This is a genomic window from Donghicola eburneus (assembly GCF_900115865.1).
GTDB lineage: Bacteria > Pseudomonadota > Alphaproteobacteria > Rhodobacterales > Rhodobacteraceae > Donghicola > Donghicola eburneus.
The window spans coordinates 15,571-28,889 of sequence record NZ_FOXY01000010.1 but is presented as its reverse complement, the minus strand read 5'-3'; the positions used below and the strand labels follow the sequence as shown (position 1 = coordinate 28,889).

Sequence of the window (13,319 nt, the reverse complement as noted above, 5' to 3'; positions counted from 1 at the left end):
TTTGGCTTTTCTGGACGTAGAGTATTCGCTCACCGGACGCACATGGGAGGGGCCCGGCCCCGAAGTGGAGCGTTTGGGACTGGCCATGGCCCAACAGACCGGCCTGCCAGAGCCGCTGTGCCGTGTGATGGCGCGGCTCGGGGTCTCTGCGGATGGTGCGGAAAAGTATCTGCGTCCTCAGCTGCGTGACCTGCTGCCTGACCCGCGCTCGATGCGGGACATGGAGGTCGCGACGCGCCGGTTTTTGGCTGCGGTCAAACGGCGCGAAAAGATTGCGGTTTTCGGTGATTACGACGTGGATGGGGGCAGCTCAGCGGCGCTGCTGCTGGTGTGGCTGCGGGCGATGGGGCGCGAGGCGACGCTCTATATCCCAGACCGTATTGACGAGGGCTACGGCCCCAACGTGCCCGCCATGCAGGCGCTGGCGCGGGATCATGACCTGATCATCTGTGTCGATTGCGGGACCCTGTCTTTCGAACCGATCGCGGCGGCCCAAGGCGCGGACGTCATCGTGTTGGATCACCACATGGGGCTAGAGACCCTGCCTGATTGCGTGGCGGTGGTGAACCCGAACCGGCAGGATGAGTCCGGTGATCTGGCACATTTGTGCGCGGCGGGCGTCGTGTTCTTGATGTTGGTCGAGGCGGGACGACAGCTGCGCGAGGAAGGTGCCAAAGGGCCCGACCTGATGGGCCTGCTCGATCTGGTGGCGTTGGCGACTGTTGCGGACGTGGCCCCGCTGATCGGGGTGAACCGCGCGCTCGTCCGTCAGGGGCTGGCGATCATGGCGCGGCGCGAACGGCCCGGTCTGGTTGCCCTGTGCGACGTGTCGCGGATGGACACTGCGCCGACCTCTTATTCGCTTGGCTTTGTTTTGGGACCGCGCGTGAATGCCGGTGGCCGCGTGGGCCAAGCCGATTTGGGGGCGCGCCTGTTGGCCTGCGCAGATCCACATGAAGCACGCGCTTTGGCCGACCGGCTGGATGGCTACAACACAGAACGCCGAGAGATCGAGGCCGCCGTGCGCGCCGCCGCGATGGAACAAGCCGAGGGGCGCGGTCTGGAGCTCCCTTTGGTCTGGGCTGCGGGCGACGGCTGGCATCCGGGCGTCGTGGGTATCGTCGCCTCGCGCTTGAAAGAGGCGACCAACCGCCCCTCGGTCGTGATCGGTTTCGCGGATGGCGAAGGCAAAGGGTCGGGCCGCTCGGTGAATGGCGTTGATCTGGGGGCTTCAATCCACAAGCTGACCCAAGAGGGACTGCTGCTCAAGGGCGGCGGCCACAAGATGGCGGCTGGTCTGACCGTCTCGCAAGAGCAGTTGGAGCCCGCGATGGCGCGGCTGTCAGAACTGCTAGAACGCCAAGGCGCTGGGGCTGGCGGTCCGCGCGCGCTGCGCATCGATTCCCCGATCATGCCCGGCGCTGCGACACCAGAACTGATCGAGCAACTGGAATCGGCGGGGCCCTATGGCGCGGGTGCGCCGGGGCCGCGCTTTGCCCTGCCCTCTTGCAAGATCACCTTTGCCAAGCGCGTCGGCGAAAGCCATTTGCGGCTTACCGTGTCCGACGGCATGGGGGGACGCCTGCAGGGCATTTGCTTTGGCGCGTATGATACGGACCTCGGGACGCGGCTCGAAAATCATAATGGCGCGCCGTTCCATCTCGCCGGTCGTCTGGAACTGAATCACTGGCAAGGGCGCACCAGCGTTCAATTGCGGCTCGAAGATGCGGCGCCCGCGTCCGAAGGCTGAAATCCCGCGCAGAGCTTTCAAATACCGCTTTGTTATCACGTGATTTTTCGGGTTTCTGAAAAATCATGCTGTGTTCTGCATTTTGTGCTTGCACCGAGCTGCGCAGAACAGTAAATACCCCTTCACCGACAGGATGGTCCGTTCGTCTATCGGTTAGGACGCCAGGTTTTCAACCTGGAAAGAGGGGTTCGATTCCCCTACGGACTGCCACTGTTGTCGGGTCAAAAGCCGCTCTTCGGAGCGGCTTTTTTGTTTTCTGACGGCTCTGAAAGCGGGCGAAAACAAATTGTAGCGACAGCGCAAATTGGCACTTGCGTCCGCCGCTCGGGGCGTTAAATAGCGCCCTACCGACAGGATGGTCCGTTCGTCTATCGGTTAGGACGCCAGGTTTTCAACCTGGAAAGAGGGGTTCGATTCCCCTACGGACTGCCACTTTTCCCAATTGAAATTCCATAGATTTGCTTTGGTTTTGATGTGCCTTCGCGCGTTCAAAAAACTGTCAAAATCTGCGGATTTTCTCTTGCACAGACACCGCCCCAACAGTAAACACCCGTCACCAAGGCTGGTCCGTTCGTCTATCGGTTAGGACGCCAGGTTTTCAACCTGGAAAGAGGGGTTCGATTCCCCTACGGACTGCCACCTTCTTCCTGACAGTGCAGACACAAAAAAACGGCGCGTACGCCGTCTTTGGTGTTTTTTTTGCCATCTTCCGTTCAGCAGAGCTGACGGTCTCGGGCGATCATAGCCGCGTGGGTGCGGTTTCTGGCCCCCAACTTGCGGCTCAGGGTTTTGACGTGCAGCTTGACGGTGACCTCTTGCAGTTCGTGGGTGCGGGCAATCTCTTTGTTGGATTTACCTTCACAGATCCCTTGAAGCACTTGCAGCTCGCGGCGTGTGAGGGGCGCCGCTGCGGTGTCTTCGTCCACTGCGATGAGTGACGCAAAGGGCAAGAACACCTCGCCCGCCACCATCAGACGGATTGCGGAAATCATGGAAACCGGCGCGATCGTTTTGGGCAAGAAGCCAGAGGCCCCCCGCGCAATCGCTTCTTCTGCGATGATGCGCCCGTTGTGACCAGAGACAATCGCCACCCGCGCCCCATCCGACGCAGACAACATCTTCTCTAGCCCCTCGAGGTGATTCATACCCGGCATATTGAGGTCGAGCATCACCAAATCGAACGCGCGTTGAATAGAGACCTGCTGCAAGGCCTCTGGAAGATTGGGAACCACTGTTACATCGGCATGTATCTCTGAGCGTAGATATGCCGCGATTGTTTGCGCGACCAATTCGTGGTCGTCAGCCAACAGAACTCTCATTTACATCCCTTTCGGTGCGGCCGAGTGAGCCGCCCTTTTTCATTTGGCATACTTACGGATAGAAATAATCCAAAAGCAGCGCCTCATGAAAATGCCGAATAGGAAAATTTTGCAAGCCCCTGATGTAATTTACAATTTTTGCGCGACCTGCGCGGGACGATGACAACTCCGCCCGCTTTGCTTGGCTGCATAAAGGGCCTCATCGGTAATTTTTACTAAGTTTTCAAAGTCTTTGAGTTCCGCCGCGTCAACAACAGACCAGCCCGCAGAGGCACCGATGCGGCACATTTGGCCCTCGAATTCTATGGGAGCGCTCACAGCAGAAATGAGCGCGTCCAGTCTCTGACTGAGATCTTGTGCGGTGATTTCAGGGATCAGAAGAGTGAATTCATCTCCGCCGCAGCGCGCGACCACGTCGTTTTGGCGCGTGTAACGCCGCAAGAGATTCGCAACATGCTCTAGCACGCGGTCCCCTGCGGCATGGCCCAATGTATCATTCACCGATTTGAAGTGATCCAGATCCATGAGCACGAGGGCGCAGGGCACCGTCCCCTCTTTGAGCGCGTCGACCGCCACCTCCAACCCGCGCCGGTTCAAGAGGCCGGTCAACTGATCGGTGTGCGACGCCGACTCCGCGCGCTGCCGCGCCGATTGCAGACGTCGGGTCACATCGATGGCAGCTGTCATCGCCAAGGTGTTCGCCTCGATCATATATAGCATCTCGACCGTTAAATCGGTCTCGGGGAAGTCGTGTTGGGTCAGATCATAGGCTTGCACCGCCTCTCGGACAGACAGGCCGAAAGACAGGTTCAAGACGGCACCGCCCTGCATAGGATGCAGGACCCCCTTCATCTTGAGATCCGGCTGGGTCTTGGGCGACAAAAGCAGACGATCCGTTCGAGTCTTCACCAAGGTCTGGGGATCGGTCAGCCCCGTGGGTCTACGCAGATCGAACAGGTCCAAAATCGGGCCTTGGGGATCGCCCCCCACAATCTTGGTCAGGGTCGGCCCGGAGGATGTGATCTGCCCCTCTGCGTCCAGAACGGCATGCAGCGGGCATAGATGATCCAGCAGCGATGTTTGGGGGGACGAGATCGTCATCCGGCGCGCAGGGTAAACGCGCGCCCCGCCGTGAACGCCATGTCGATGACCTGCACCTCTAGCCCCGGCTTTCCATCGACAAGGTCGATGAGCACGAGAACACCGTATTCGTCGGCCATCGCGCGCAAGACTCCGTGGACGACATGGAGGTAGCCGGGCCAGCCCTCGCCTGCGCTCACGTAAAACAGGTCGGGGCGCTGCTCTTCCACATGCAGCTCCGGTAGTTTCAGGTCAGGTACGGCCAGCGCAATCCGGTCGGGCAGATCGTCCAGAGCATAGAGAAAATCGACAAAGCTACGACCGGAGAAACGCAGCAATCGGCGTGTCGCGACCGCCGCATCTCCCGCCCCCGAGATAAGCGAGGAGCCCAAATCCTCGAGAACCTCGTCCGGAGTGCGGCGCAGGACTTCGGCGCAAGAGGCGATCAGCGATTGAGTCAGCGGGTCCTCGTAGGTGAGAAGCGGCTCGAACTTTTGCTCTGGCACTGCCGCCGCAGCGCAGGCCATCCGCCACGTCTGATCACCGTAGGTATTCCGCACAAAGCGTTCGATCGCGCAATTAATCAAGCCGTGCATCAGAGCCTCCTTGTTTGAAAGAGGCGTAGCGGACGAAGGCTTAATAGCGCCCTAACAGATAAAATTCGCAGTATTTGATGGCATCGGTGAAAGGGTTAGCGAAGTGTTTCCGGCACCGGCCAGAGTCCCTGTTGCTTTAACCAATCGGGAAGGAAACCGATATCGGGCAGGACAACATCAGCATGCTCCGACAAATCGGGCCCTGTGGCGAGACCCGTCAGAACGCCGACGCACCGCATCCCTGCCGCGCGGCCCGCGTGCAGATCGTGCAGACTGTCGCCGACCATGACCACATGCGCGGGGTCCAGCTCACCTTGGTCCGCAAAAGCCAGCATCTGGCCCGGTGCGGGTTTGCCCCCAAAACCGCTGTCGAAACCGGCGATGAAATCAAACTTGTCGAGCACGCCTGCGCGGCCCAAGTGACTTCGGGCGGGCAGCTCTGCATCGTTCGTCGCAACGCCCAACCGCAGACCGGCAGCCCTCATCTGATCCAAGAGCGGCGCAAGCGGTACAGCCTCTATTTGTGGGGCGTTTGCAGCGGACTGGTTCATGCGATCCAAAAGCTCGGCATCAGGCACGTCCTGTACGAATGGCATGATATATTGAGCGATTTCCTCTGGCGTGCCCGCGATCACGGGGCTTTCGGGGTGAAAACTACGATGGGCATAATCGAACCCAAGCGTACCTGCCAGAAACGCCGCTTTGGATGCATCACCCCCTGCGAGATCGGTCAGAAAGTCATAGGCCCATGCCGCCCATGTCGCGTTGAAATCGAAAAGGGTACCGTCCTTGTCGAAGAGAATGCCTTTGACGGGTGCGCTCATGTCCAATGTACCTGCTGTCCTCCGGGCAAGGCCTGACGGGCGCGCAGCGGCTCCTCGTAGGCCAAGCCGTTGTCATTACAGAACTGAACGACCCATGCGTCGTCCATGGTAATGAAGTCAAGCACAGCCCCCAGAAATTCCGGATCGCCAGCTTTGGTGCGCAGCTCGTCGGGCTGGATACCGCTAGAGCCCATAAAGACCCCCAGCAGATCCTCTTGGGCGGCAAGCCAGCCCAGAGCCTTGATTGCCAAAACCTCTGCAGCAGCACTGTTCATTCAAATTTCTCCGAAGTTGGAAAGGAAGTTTTAACCCACATTACCGATAAATAACCTAACAGCAGCAAACCAGAGGCAGGCAACTCATGGCGGGTCATATCCTTGTCATTGATGATGTGGCGATCAACAGGATCATGCTCGAAGTGCGTTTGTCCCAACTGTCCTATCAGGTCAGTTTGCTGGGTTCTATCGCCGAAATTCAACCGCAAGAGATGTTTGATGCGGTGATCATCGCAGCGCGGTGTCTGGGCGGCTTGCCAGTGGACGCGGTCCAGCATGTCCGGAACCTGTTGGGCGCACGCGTGCCCGTTATGGTGCTGCTCGACACCCCAGAGTCGGACAGAGCCGCCGATGCGCTGGCAGCCGGTGCAGACGACGCCCTGTGGCGCGCCGCCAATCCCGCCGAATTGGTGGCTCGCCTGCGTAGCCTGACCCGCCGCGCGGGGTTTGATGCCGCTGGCACTGCAGCGCTGCCTGCGGGCTATGCGATCGACAGTCCTGCCTGCTTTGCGCTTGCCCCCGTTCTAGTCGTCGGCGCGACCCAAGAGACCGCAAAGACCGCGCTGAAAGAAATCGCCAAAGGGTGGACCGGCCCCATGCGTGCCTCAGACTGGAGCAACGCCGCAAAGGCTTGCGACAGTGGCGCCAAGCCCGAGGTGGTGATCTTTGCGGTCAGTGACGCCCAGCCCTTTCCGGCCGCGCATTTGCTGATGGAGTTGCGGGCCCATCGTGGCTCTGGCGGCGCAGCGATCCTTGGGTTGTTCGACACCGCGCTTGAACGCCACGGAATCGAGCTCATGAATATGGGGGCAGACGATTTGTTTGTCGGCCCCATGGCCCCGCGCGAGATCGGGTTGCGGATCAGCGCACTGATGCGGCGGCAACTGCGGATAAAAGCGGAACAAGACGCACTGCGTCAGGGTTTCGCCGAGGCGCTACTGGACCCGATGACAGGCCTGCAAAATCGGCGCGGCGCAATGCCTGCGCTGGCACGGGAAAGCGAGCGGGCGCGCCGGAGCGATCAGATGCTAGCCTTGATGCTGGTAGACGTGGATCACTTCAAACGGATCAATGACACCTACGGCCACCGCGCCGGCGACGAAGCCCTGATCGAGATTTCGCGCCGATTACATGCGGCCCTGCCCGATGCGCCTGTTCTGGCGCGGATCGGCGGCGAAGAGTTCCTGATCGGACTGACGGTCGAAGACCCCTCTCACGCGATTGCTGTGGCCGAAGAAATACGCCACGCCATTTCGGCCTGCCCTGTCGCGCTTGGTGCTGATGCACCTGAAGTGGCGCTGACTGTTTCGGTGGGGGTGCAACTGTTTTCAGGTGGGCTCGGCGGAATCGACACCGCGCTACAGGCTGCCGATGGCGCGCTTTATGCGGCCAAGAATGATGGCCGCAATCGCGTGTGTGTCGCGCCGCTTAGTGCGGCTTGAACTTGCCTTTGTTGCGCTCAAAGCCTTTTTCGATGCGCTTTTCCAGACGGTCCGCGTAATCCGCGCGCTCGGCGGGAGTCATCTGTTCAACGATCTGAACAAACACGCGATCTCCGGTCTTGCGGCCCACTTCGAACCGTTCGGCCATCGCGCTGAGTTGCGCGTCCAAAGCTGCTGCATCAAAGGGCTCGGCACGGATCAGGTCCAAAGTCGCCTGCGCCTGTGCCATAAAACTTTCGCGTGACGGACGCTGGGGCAGCGCATCACGCACTGTGCGGCCGAACTCCTTGCGCTTGTCCTCTTGCAGGGCGCGGACGTAGCCGCTGATCCCGAACATGCCGCCATCCTTGGGCGGCGGGGGGCCGTCAAAGGTGACCGCCATCCCGATGGCCCCTGCGATCACCGCAAAGTTCAGCGCCAGCGATCCCGCCAACAGGGCCTTGATCCAGCGCGGGGTCGACGCCGCGGATTTTGCGGGCTTGTCCGTATCAGCCATCTTATTCGGCCCCTTCTTCAATCACCAACAAGGCGTAATCTTCTATCTCCGACAGATAGGTCGGCTCGTATTCCCCAGAGGTCATCGCGCTGCTCAGGGTCACTAGGGTGTTCGGCGCACTCAGCCCGATCCACAAGCCCGCCACTGTCGCAGTCCCCAAACCAGCAAGACCGGACCAGCCGCCAATCGCATTCGTAAACTGCGCCCAGAGCGAGACACGCGGCGCAGGATCGGGCGCGGTGGTCACGATGCCAGGCGCCTCGGGCTGGAGCATCGCGGCATCCGCCAAAACGCGGGCCAGCAAATCATCAGAGGGGTCGTGCGTGTGTTTGCGGGACGCACTGAACCAGAGTTCCAGGTCCAAGCTGTCGTCGTCTTTATTCATCGACATATCCCAGTTCCTCTCGTTTACCCTGCAATATCTTGGTCAGGGCGCGTTTCCCGCGGGCAATCAGGCTTTCGACAGCCTCGACTCCGCAGTCCAGAATTTCTGCAATATCAGGGTTCGACAACCCCTCGAGGTGGCGCAAGGCCACGGCTTGGCGCTGACGGTCCGGCAACTCCATGAGCGCGGCATTCAGGGCCTGTGCCCGTGCGGCATCCTGCATCGCCTCGCCTGCGCTCGGGGTGTCATCCTCGGGCTCTGGCGCTGAGTCCAGCGGAACACTGCGGCGTTTGCGAATGCGGTCTGTACACAGGTTGGCCGTGACGCGGTACATCCACGTGGTCACTTGGGCTTCGCCCGCGCGCCAATCCGGCGCTATCTTCCACAGACGGAGCATTGCCTCTTGGGCGACATCCTCTGCCTCGGCCTGATCCTTGAGCACGCGTGTGGCGTGGGCCAGCACGCGCGGCAGGAACCGGCGCGACAACACTTGGGCAGCCAACGGATCCCCCTTGGCGTAAAGCACCAAGAGCGCTTCGTCCGAAAGCTCGCTCACTGCGTCATAAGGCATCGTCATAAAGCCCTGATTACTCCGTTACCGCCGAGACCGGCAACCGGTGGCGCGCCGAAACGCGCCACCCCTTAATCAATGCCGGTTACTGGCAGCGGGGCATGTGCTTGCCACCTTCGCCACGCTCACCACCGCCGTGGCGACCACCATCGCTTTCACAGGTGTTCTTCATACCGCGGGGGCCGTCACCCTTGCGCATCATCGGGCGTTCCATAGCAGCGAACTCTTCTTCCGAGATGGTGCCGTTGCCGTCCTTATCCATCTTCTGGATCATGTCACCGGGACGTTTGGCCGCCATTTCCTCGGGCGAGATTTTGCCGTCGCCGTCAGTGTCAAAGCGCTGCAACATACGGCTGCGCATCTGTTCGGCGCGCTGCGCTTCCATCCGCGCGACCATCTCGTCAGGGCTCAGTGCGCCATCGCCATCGGTGTCCGCTTCGGCGAATTTTGCAGCGCGGAACGCTTCGAATTCTTCGGCAGAGACTTCACCGTCCGCATTGGCATCCAGCTCGGCAAAAGCAGGACGGTCGCCGTGACCCATCATGCCGCCGGGGCGCGCTTGGGCGGTGGTGACCATCAGCATGGCGCTCGCGGCCAGTCCAGCAAGTCCCAGTACGATTTTTGTCGAAGTCTTGGTCATCCTGTTCGTCCTTCCAGTTTCCATTTACAGTGTGGCCTCGAACCTCAGCGAGAGGCCTCAACTCTCGCCGTGTTCATGAAGTAAAACGCGGGGGCTCTGGAATTCCGTCGCAAGGGGCTCAAAATTTTTGTGCAAGAGTCAGAAGAGATTGCGCGATGCTTCGCGACATGGAGACGCAAGGACACTCCGCACCCTTTTACTTTGAGCGCTAACGTATAAGTTTCCCGCACATTCAGCGTGAACGAGGATGGAATGTCTGAAAACACCCAAGCGGGCGTCGGCGAGGATCGCCCGCTCTACCCGTCATTATGGAAAGGCTGGCGCCGCAAATGCCCGAACTGTGGCAGTGGTCCCCTGCTCAAGGGCTATCTCAAGGTCCGCGACACTTGCCCTGTGTGTCATGAAGAGCTGCACCATCAGCGTGCCGATGACGGTCCCGCCTATCTGACCATCCTGATCGTGGGCCACCTGATGGCGCCGATCCTGCTGCTTGCCTTTGAAATATGGCGCCCTGATCCATTGGTGCTGTTCACCATTTTCACCATTGGCTGCGTTGCGCTCTCGCTCTACCTTTTGCCTAGGTTAAAGGGCGCGATGGTTGCGCTTCAGTGGTCAAAAAGGATGCACGGCTTCGGGCGTGCAAAAGGGTAGCACTATTTCGACAGGCATCGACAAAACCGCCATCCGTGACGCCGCCACCGTGATCGTGGTGCGTGACGCGTCCACCGCCCCACGCATATTGATGGGCCAGCGCGGAGCCAAAGCGGCGTTTATGCCTTCGAAGTTTGTCTTTCCCGGCGGGGCCGTAGACGCTGGGGACAGCACCATCCCGATGGCTGCGCCCCTGCCCGATCCCTGCAGTGCGCGGCTCGCCGAACAGACCCCAGAGGCCGTGGCGCGTGCCCTGCCCATCGCCGCGATCCGCGAGTTGTGGGAAGAGACCGGCCAGATTTTGGGAACAGCGGGCACTTGGCCCGACACCGTTCCCGAAGATTGGCTCGGGTTCGCAGAGCGCGGTTATCTGCCTGCGGCAGGTGCGATGGAGTTTGTGTTCCGCGCAATCACTCCGCCCGGCCGTCCACGCCGGTTCGATGCGCGTTTCTTCTTGATCGACGCAGAGGCGCTGGTCACAGATCCCGACGATTTCTCGGCCGCTTGCGATGAACTCAGCCACTTGCAATGGATCCCCCTGCCCGAGGTGCGCAAGTTCGATCTGCCCTTTATCACAGAGGTCGTTCTGGCCGAAATCGCCGCCCGTTTGCGAGGCGGCCCGGTGCCCGACAGCGTGCCGTTTTACAAAGATCGGGACGAGGATATCCACTTTGCCCGTCTTGGCGGGGGCAGCCCTCTTAGCTGACCAATACCAGCACGACGACGCTCAGCCCGATGGTCGCGATACCCACAAGTTCGCGCCGCGAGAGACGTTCGCCAAAGATCAGATGCCCCGCCATGATGCTCAGGATCAGTTCAACCTGACCGACCGCTTTGACCAGACCTGCGGGCTGCAAGGTAAACGCGGTGAACCAACTTAGAGAGCCAAACAGGCTCATGATCCCGATCAGACCCGCACGGTTCCACGCCTTGACCACTTTGGTGATCTGTCCGGGGTCTCTGATCTGCAACCATGCCGCCATCACGACGGTCTGGAACAGTGTCACCATCGCCAGCGCCACAGAGGACCGCAAGAAGGGATCATCGCTCAGAACCGCGAGGGTCGCCCCGCGATAGGTCACGCCCGAGATCGCAAAGAGCAGACCCGATCCCAGCCCCAGCGCAACCGCTGCATTGTCCCACGCCGCGCCCTTGGCCTGTTTTGACAGAAGCAGCACGCCGCCCATTCCGATCAGCACCGCCCCAAGCGCGGGCAAAGTGATCACGTCCCCCAACACAATCAATCCGACGATGACCGCCAGAATGACTTCAGTCTTTTTAAAGGTGATCCCGACCGCAAAATTGCGCCGCCCCAGCAGCATTACCACACAAAGCGTGGCAAGGATTTGCGCCACGCCGCCAACCGCGCCGTGCACCCAGAACATTGGGGACAGTTCGGGCCAGTCGAACCCGCGCAACTGCTGGTAGGCCAGTGTGATCGCAAAAGCGAAGGGGAAAGAATAGATGAAGCGGGAAAACGTCGCCCCCGCCGCGCTCAACTCTTTGGCGCTCAGGCGTTTTTGCAGCACAAACCGCAGGGTCTGAAACGTCGCGGCGGCAAAGGTGATCAGTATCCACGCATCCATTGGGCGATATTGCACCCTGCGGCCCGCCCCGCCAGAAAATTCACGCGCCACCCCAATGAAAACGGGGCCCGAAGGCCCCGTGATGGTTTAGAAAGGCAGCGGGTACTGTTTGTGCACCTCGTCAATCTCGGTCAGCAGCTCTGCAGGCAGCTCCAGATCGTGGGCACCCAGAACCTCTTCGAGCTGGTCCATGGTGGTCGCCCCGATGATGACCGAGCACATGCCCGGACGGTCACGCGCCCATGCCAACGACATCTGCGTCAGGCTCAAACCGTATTTGTCGGCCAGCGTCTGATAGGCATCCACGGCATCAAAGACGCGCTCGGTCTTGCGGCCGCCCAGATCACCGTTGATCGCCATGCGCGAGCCCTCGGGGATCTGGCCCTTTTGGTATTTGCCGGTGAGCAGACCCGCCGCCAAAGTGGTGTAGGACAGCAGGCCCACATCCTCGTTCACGCAGGCTTCGGCCAGATCGGTGTCATAGTAACGCGCCAGCAGCGAATATTCGTTCTGGATCGAAGCCACCCGGGGGCCTTTGCCCGCTTCGGCATGCTGCACCCATTTGGTGGTGCCCCACGCGGATTCGTTCGACAGACCGAAATGCTTGATCTTGCCCTGATCCACCATCTTTTGCAGCGCGCCAAGGCAGTCTTCCATGTTCTGCTGGGTGTAGGCGGCGTTCTGACCCGAGGGGTCGTAGTTCCACATCTGGCGGAAGTGGTAGCTGCCGCGGTTCGGCCAGTGAAATTGATACAGGTCGATGACGTCAGTCTTTAGGCGCTTGAGCGATCCCTCGACAGCTTCGGGGATGGATTTGGCGGTGATCGGCGCACCATCCCGCGAATGCGAGCCTGCACCGCTGTGCTTGGTTGCCAGGATCAGATCGTCGCGGCGGCCTGTCTTTTCGAACCAGTTGCCGATGATTTCCTCGGTCACGCCGACGGTTTCGGCGCGGACCGGGTTCACGGGATACATCTCGGCGGTGTCGATGAAGTTGATGCCCGCCTCAATGGCGCGCTCGATCTGCTGGTGTCCCTCTTCTTCGGTGTTTTGCGTGCCCCAGGTCATGGAACCCAAGCAGAATACGCTCACATCAAGGCCCGTGCGGCCGAGCGGTCTGGTCTTCATCAGATAGTCCTTTGTCTTTGCAATAACTTGGATGCAAACATGCGCCCCCGCTTGGGAAACTCAAGGGGGGCGCCTGCATTTCCCGTATCATGGGAATGCAATGTTATGGACGGATGTAGATGTAGCCTTGGGACTGCAAATCCGCGATGCGGACCACCCCGCCTTCGTCGCGGCGGGTGAAGTTGGGCATCAGGTCATCCAAGGACACCGATTGCGCGTTCATGGTGTTGCCGCAGGCCTCAAAGGTAACGCCATTGCCCTGAAGGGCGGTCAAACGCTCCAGCACCTTGGGATTAGCGTCGACGCCATCGTGAAATGCCTTGAGCGCGGGACCGTGGACGACCAACACGATTTCCACATTTTCTGGGCCGCCTGCGCCCTTGATGTGGTTGGCCATATTGCCAAGGGCAAAGCCGACCTTCTCCGCGTCAGCGACGTGGTAAACAACTTTCATCTTCTCTCCAGCTTCGGCCAGCTGGCCCCAGAGGGCCATGCAGGTGATCGCCAAGGCGCATAGTAATCGGGTCATGATATCTCCTCCCTTTATCATGTCTCTTCTGTCAGCAGCCTAGCCGC

Annotated in this window: 16 protein-coding genes and 3 tRNA genes; 7 read left to right on the top strand and 12 right to left on the bottom strand. The window is 60.3% G+C overall.

The features are described 5' to 3' along the window. Position 1 precedes the first annotated feature (1 nt). The 4 genes from recJ (at position 2) to BM225_RS16430 (ending at position 2,389) form a co-directional block, all read left to right on the top strand. Positions 2-1,750, top strand: coding sequence for a single-stranded-DNA-specific exonuclease RecJ (gene recJ, locus BM225_RS16445; protein WP_072705808.1), 1,749 nt, complete (start codon positions 2-4; stop codon positions 1,748-1,750). Between the two features lie 135 nt (positions 1,751-1,885). Further along, positions 1,886-1,960, top strand: a tRNA-Glu gene (locus BM225_RS16440). 147 nt (positions 1,961-2,107) lie between these two features. After that, positions 2,108-2,182, top strand: a tRNA-Glu gene (locus BM225_RS16435). A gap of 132 nt (positions 2,183-2,314) precedes the next feature. Further along, positions 2,315-2,389: transfer RNA gene (locus BM225_RS16430), tRNA-Glu, on the top strand. Between the two features lie 74 nt (positions 2,390-2,463). On the opposite strand, the gene BM225_RS16425 is transcribed toward BM225_RS16430, so the two are convergent. The 5 genes from BM225_RS16425 to BM225_RS16405 all read right to left on the bottom strand — a co-directional run bounded on the left by BM225_RS16425 (position 2,464) and on the right by BM225_RS16405 (position 5,844). Next, positions 2,464-3,069, bottom strand: a complete 606-nt coding sequence (locus BM225_RS16425; RefSeq protein WP_072705807.1) for a response regulator — start codon at positions 3,067-3,069, stop codon at positions 2,464-2,466. Positions 3,070-3,198: 129 nt separating this feature from the next. Further along, positions 3,199-4,170 carry a GGDEF domain-containing protein gene (locus BM225_RS16420; protein WP_072705806.1) on the bottom strand — a complete coding sequence of 324 codons (972 nt, stop codon included), beginning with the start codon at positions 4,168-4,170 and terminating at the stop codon, positions 3,199-3,201. After that, entirely contained in the window at positions 4,167-4,745 is a 579-nt protein-coding gene (locus tag BM225_RS16415) for a heme NO-binding domain-containing protein (RefSeq protein ID WP_072705805.1), read from the bottom strand. Before BM225_RS16415 ends, BM225_RS16420 begins: the two co-directional genes overlap by 4 nt. Before the next feature lie 95 nt (positions 4,746-4,840). Further along, positions 4,841-5,569, bottom strand: a complete 729-nt coding sequence (locus BM225_RS16410; protein ID WP_092465005.1) for an HAD family hydrolase — start codon at positions 5,567-5,569, stop codon at positions 4,841-4,843. Beyond that, complete coding sequence (locus BM225_RS16405) at positions 5,566-5,844, bottom strand: DUF3572 domain-containing protein (protein WP_072705803.1); 279 nt, start codon at positions 5,842-5,844, stop codon at positions 5,566-5,568. The genes BM225_RS16410 and BM225_RS16405 overlap by 4 nt, the downstream gene beginning before the upstream one ends. Before the next feature lie 86 nt (positions 5,845-5,930). Here BM225_RS16405 and BM225_RS16400 point away from each other — a divergent pair, with 86 nt between their 5' ends. Then, positions 5,931-7,286, top strand: a complete 1,356-nt coding sequence (locus BM225_RS16400) for a GGDEF domain-containing protein (protein ID WP_072705802.1) — start codon at positions 5,931-5,933, stop codon at positions 7,284-7,286. Here the strand turns inward: BM225_RS16400 and BM225_RS16395 are convergent. The 4 genes from BM225_RS16395 to BM225_RS16380 form a co-directional block, all read right to left on the bottom strand. After that, entirely contained in the window at positions 7,273-7,782 is a 510-nt protein-coding gene (locus BM225_RS16395; RefSeq protein ID WP_072705801.1) for a periplasmic heavy metal sensor, read from the bottom strand. The two genes, BM225_RS16400 and BM225_RS16395, sit on opposite strands and share 14 nt — an antisense overlap. A 1-nt stretch (position 7,783) precedes the next feature. Continuing rightward, positions 7,784-8,173 (bottom strand): hypothetical protein, encoded by a 390-nt coding sequence (locus BM225_RS16390; RefSeq protein WP_072705800.1) that lies wholly within the window; start codon positions 8,171-8,173, stop codon positions 7,784-7,786. Next, positions 8,160-8,744, bottom strand: coding sequence for an RNA polymerase sigma factor (locus BM225_RS16385; RefSeq protein ID WP_072705799.1), 585 nt, complete (start codon positions 8,742-8,744; stop codon positions 8,160-8,162). Before BM225_RS16385 ends, BM225_RS16390 begins: the two co-directional genes overlap by 14 nt. Before the next feature lie 79 nt (positions 8,745-8,823). After that, positions 8,824-9,378 (bottom strand): EF-hand domain-containing protein, encoded by a 555-nt coding sequence (locus tag BM225_RS16380; RefSeq protein WP_072705798.1) that lies wholly within the window; start codon positions 9,376-9,378, stop codon positions 8,824-8,826. Between the two features lie 252 nt (positions 9,379-9,630). Between BM225_RS16380 and BM225_RS16375 the strand changes: the two genes are divergently transcribed. Continuing rightward, complete coding sequence (locus tag BM225_RS16375; RefSeq protein ID WP_072705797.1) at positions 9,631-10,029, top strand: DUF983 domain-containing protein; 399 nt, start codon at positions 9,631-9,633, stop codon at positions 10,027-10,029. Beyond that, positions 10,016-10,735 carry an NUDIX hydrolase gene (locus tag BM225_RS16370; protein WP_245780525.1) on the top strand — a complete coding sequence of 240 codons (720 nt, stop codon included), beginning with the start codon at positions 10,016-10,018 and terminating at the stop codon, positions 10,733-10,735. Before BM225_RS16375 ends, BM225_RS16370 begins: the two co-directional genes overlap by 14 nt. On the opposite strand, the gene BM225_RS16365 is transcribed toward BM225_RS16370, so the two are convergent. From BM225_RS16365 to BM225_RS16355, 3 genes are all read right to left on the bottom strand, one after another. Next, positions 10,728-11,615, bottom strand: a complete 888-nt coding sequence (locus tag BM225_RS16365; RefSeq protein ID WP_072705796.1) for a DMT family transporter — start codon at positions 11,613-11,615, stop codon at positions 10,728-10,730. The genes BM225_RS16370 and BM225_RS16365 overlap by 8 nt on opposite strands. Positions 11,616-11,702: 87 nt before the next feature. Continuing rightward, on the bottom strand, positions 11,703-12,743 hold the full coding sequence (locus tag BM225_RS16360) for an aldo/keto reductase (RefSeq protein WP_072705795.1): 1,041 nt from the start codon (positions 12,741-12,743) through the stop codon (positions 11,703-11,705). 103 nt (positions 12,744-12,846) lie between these two features. Further along, a complete protein-coding gene (locus BM225_RS16355; protein WP_072705794.1) occupies positions 12,847-13,272 on the bottom strand; it encodes a DsrE family protein in 426 nt (141 codons plus the stop codon). Between the last annotated feature and the right edge of the window lie 47 nt (positions 13,273-13,319).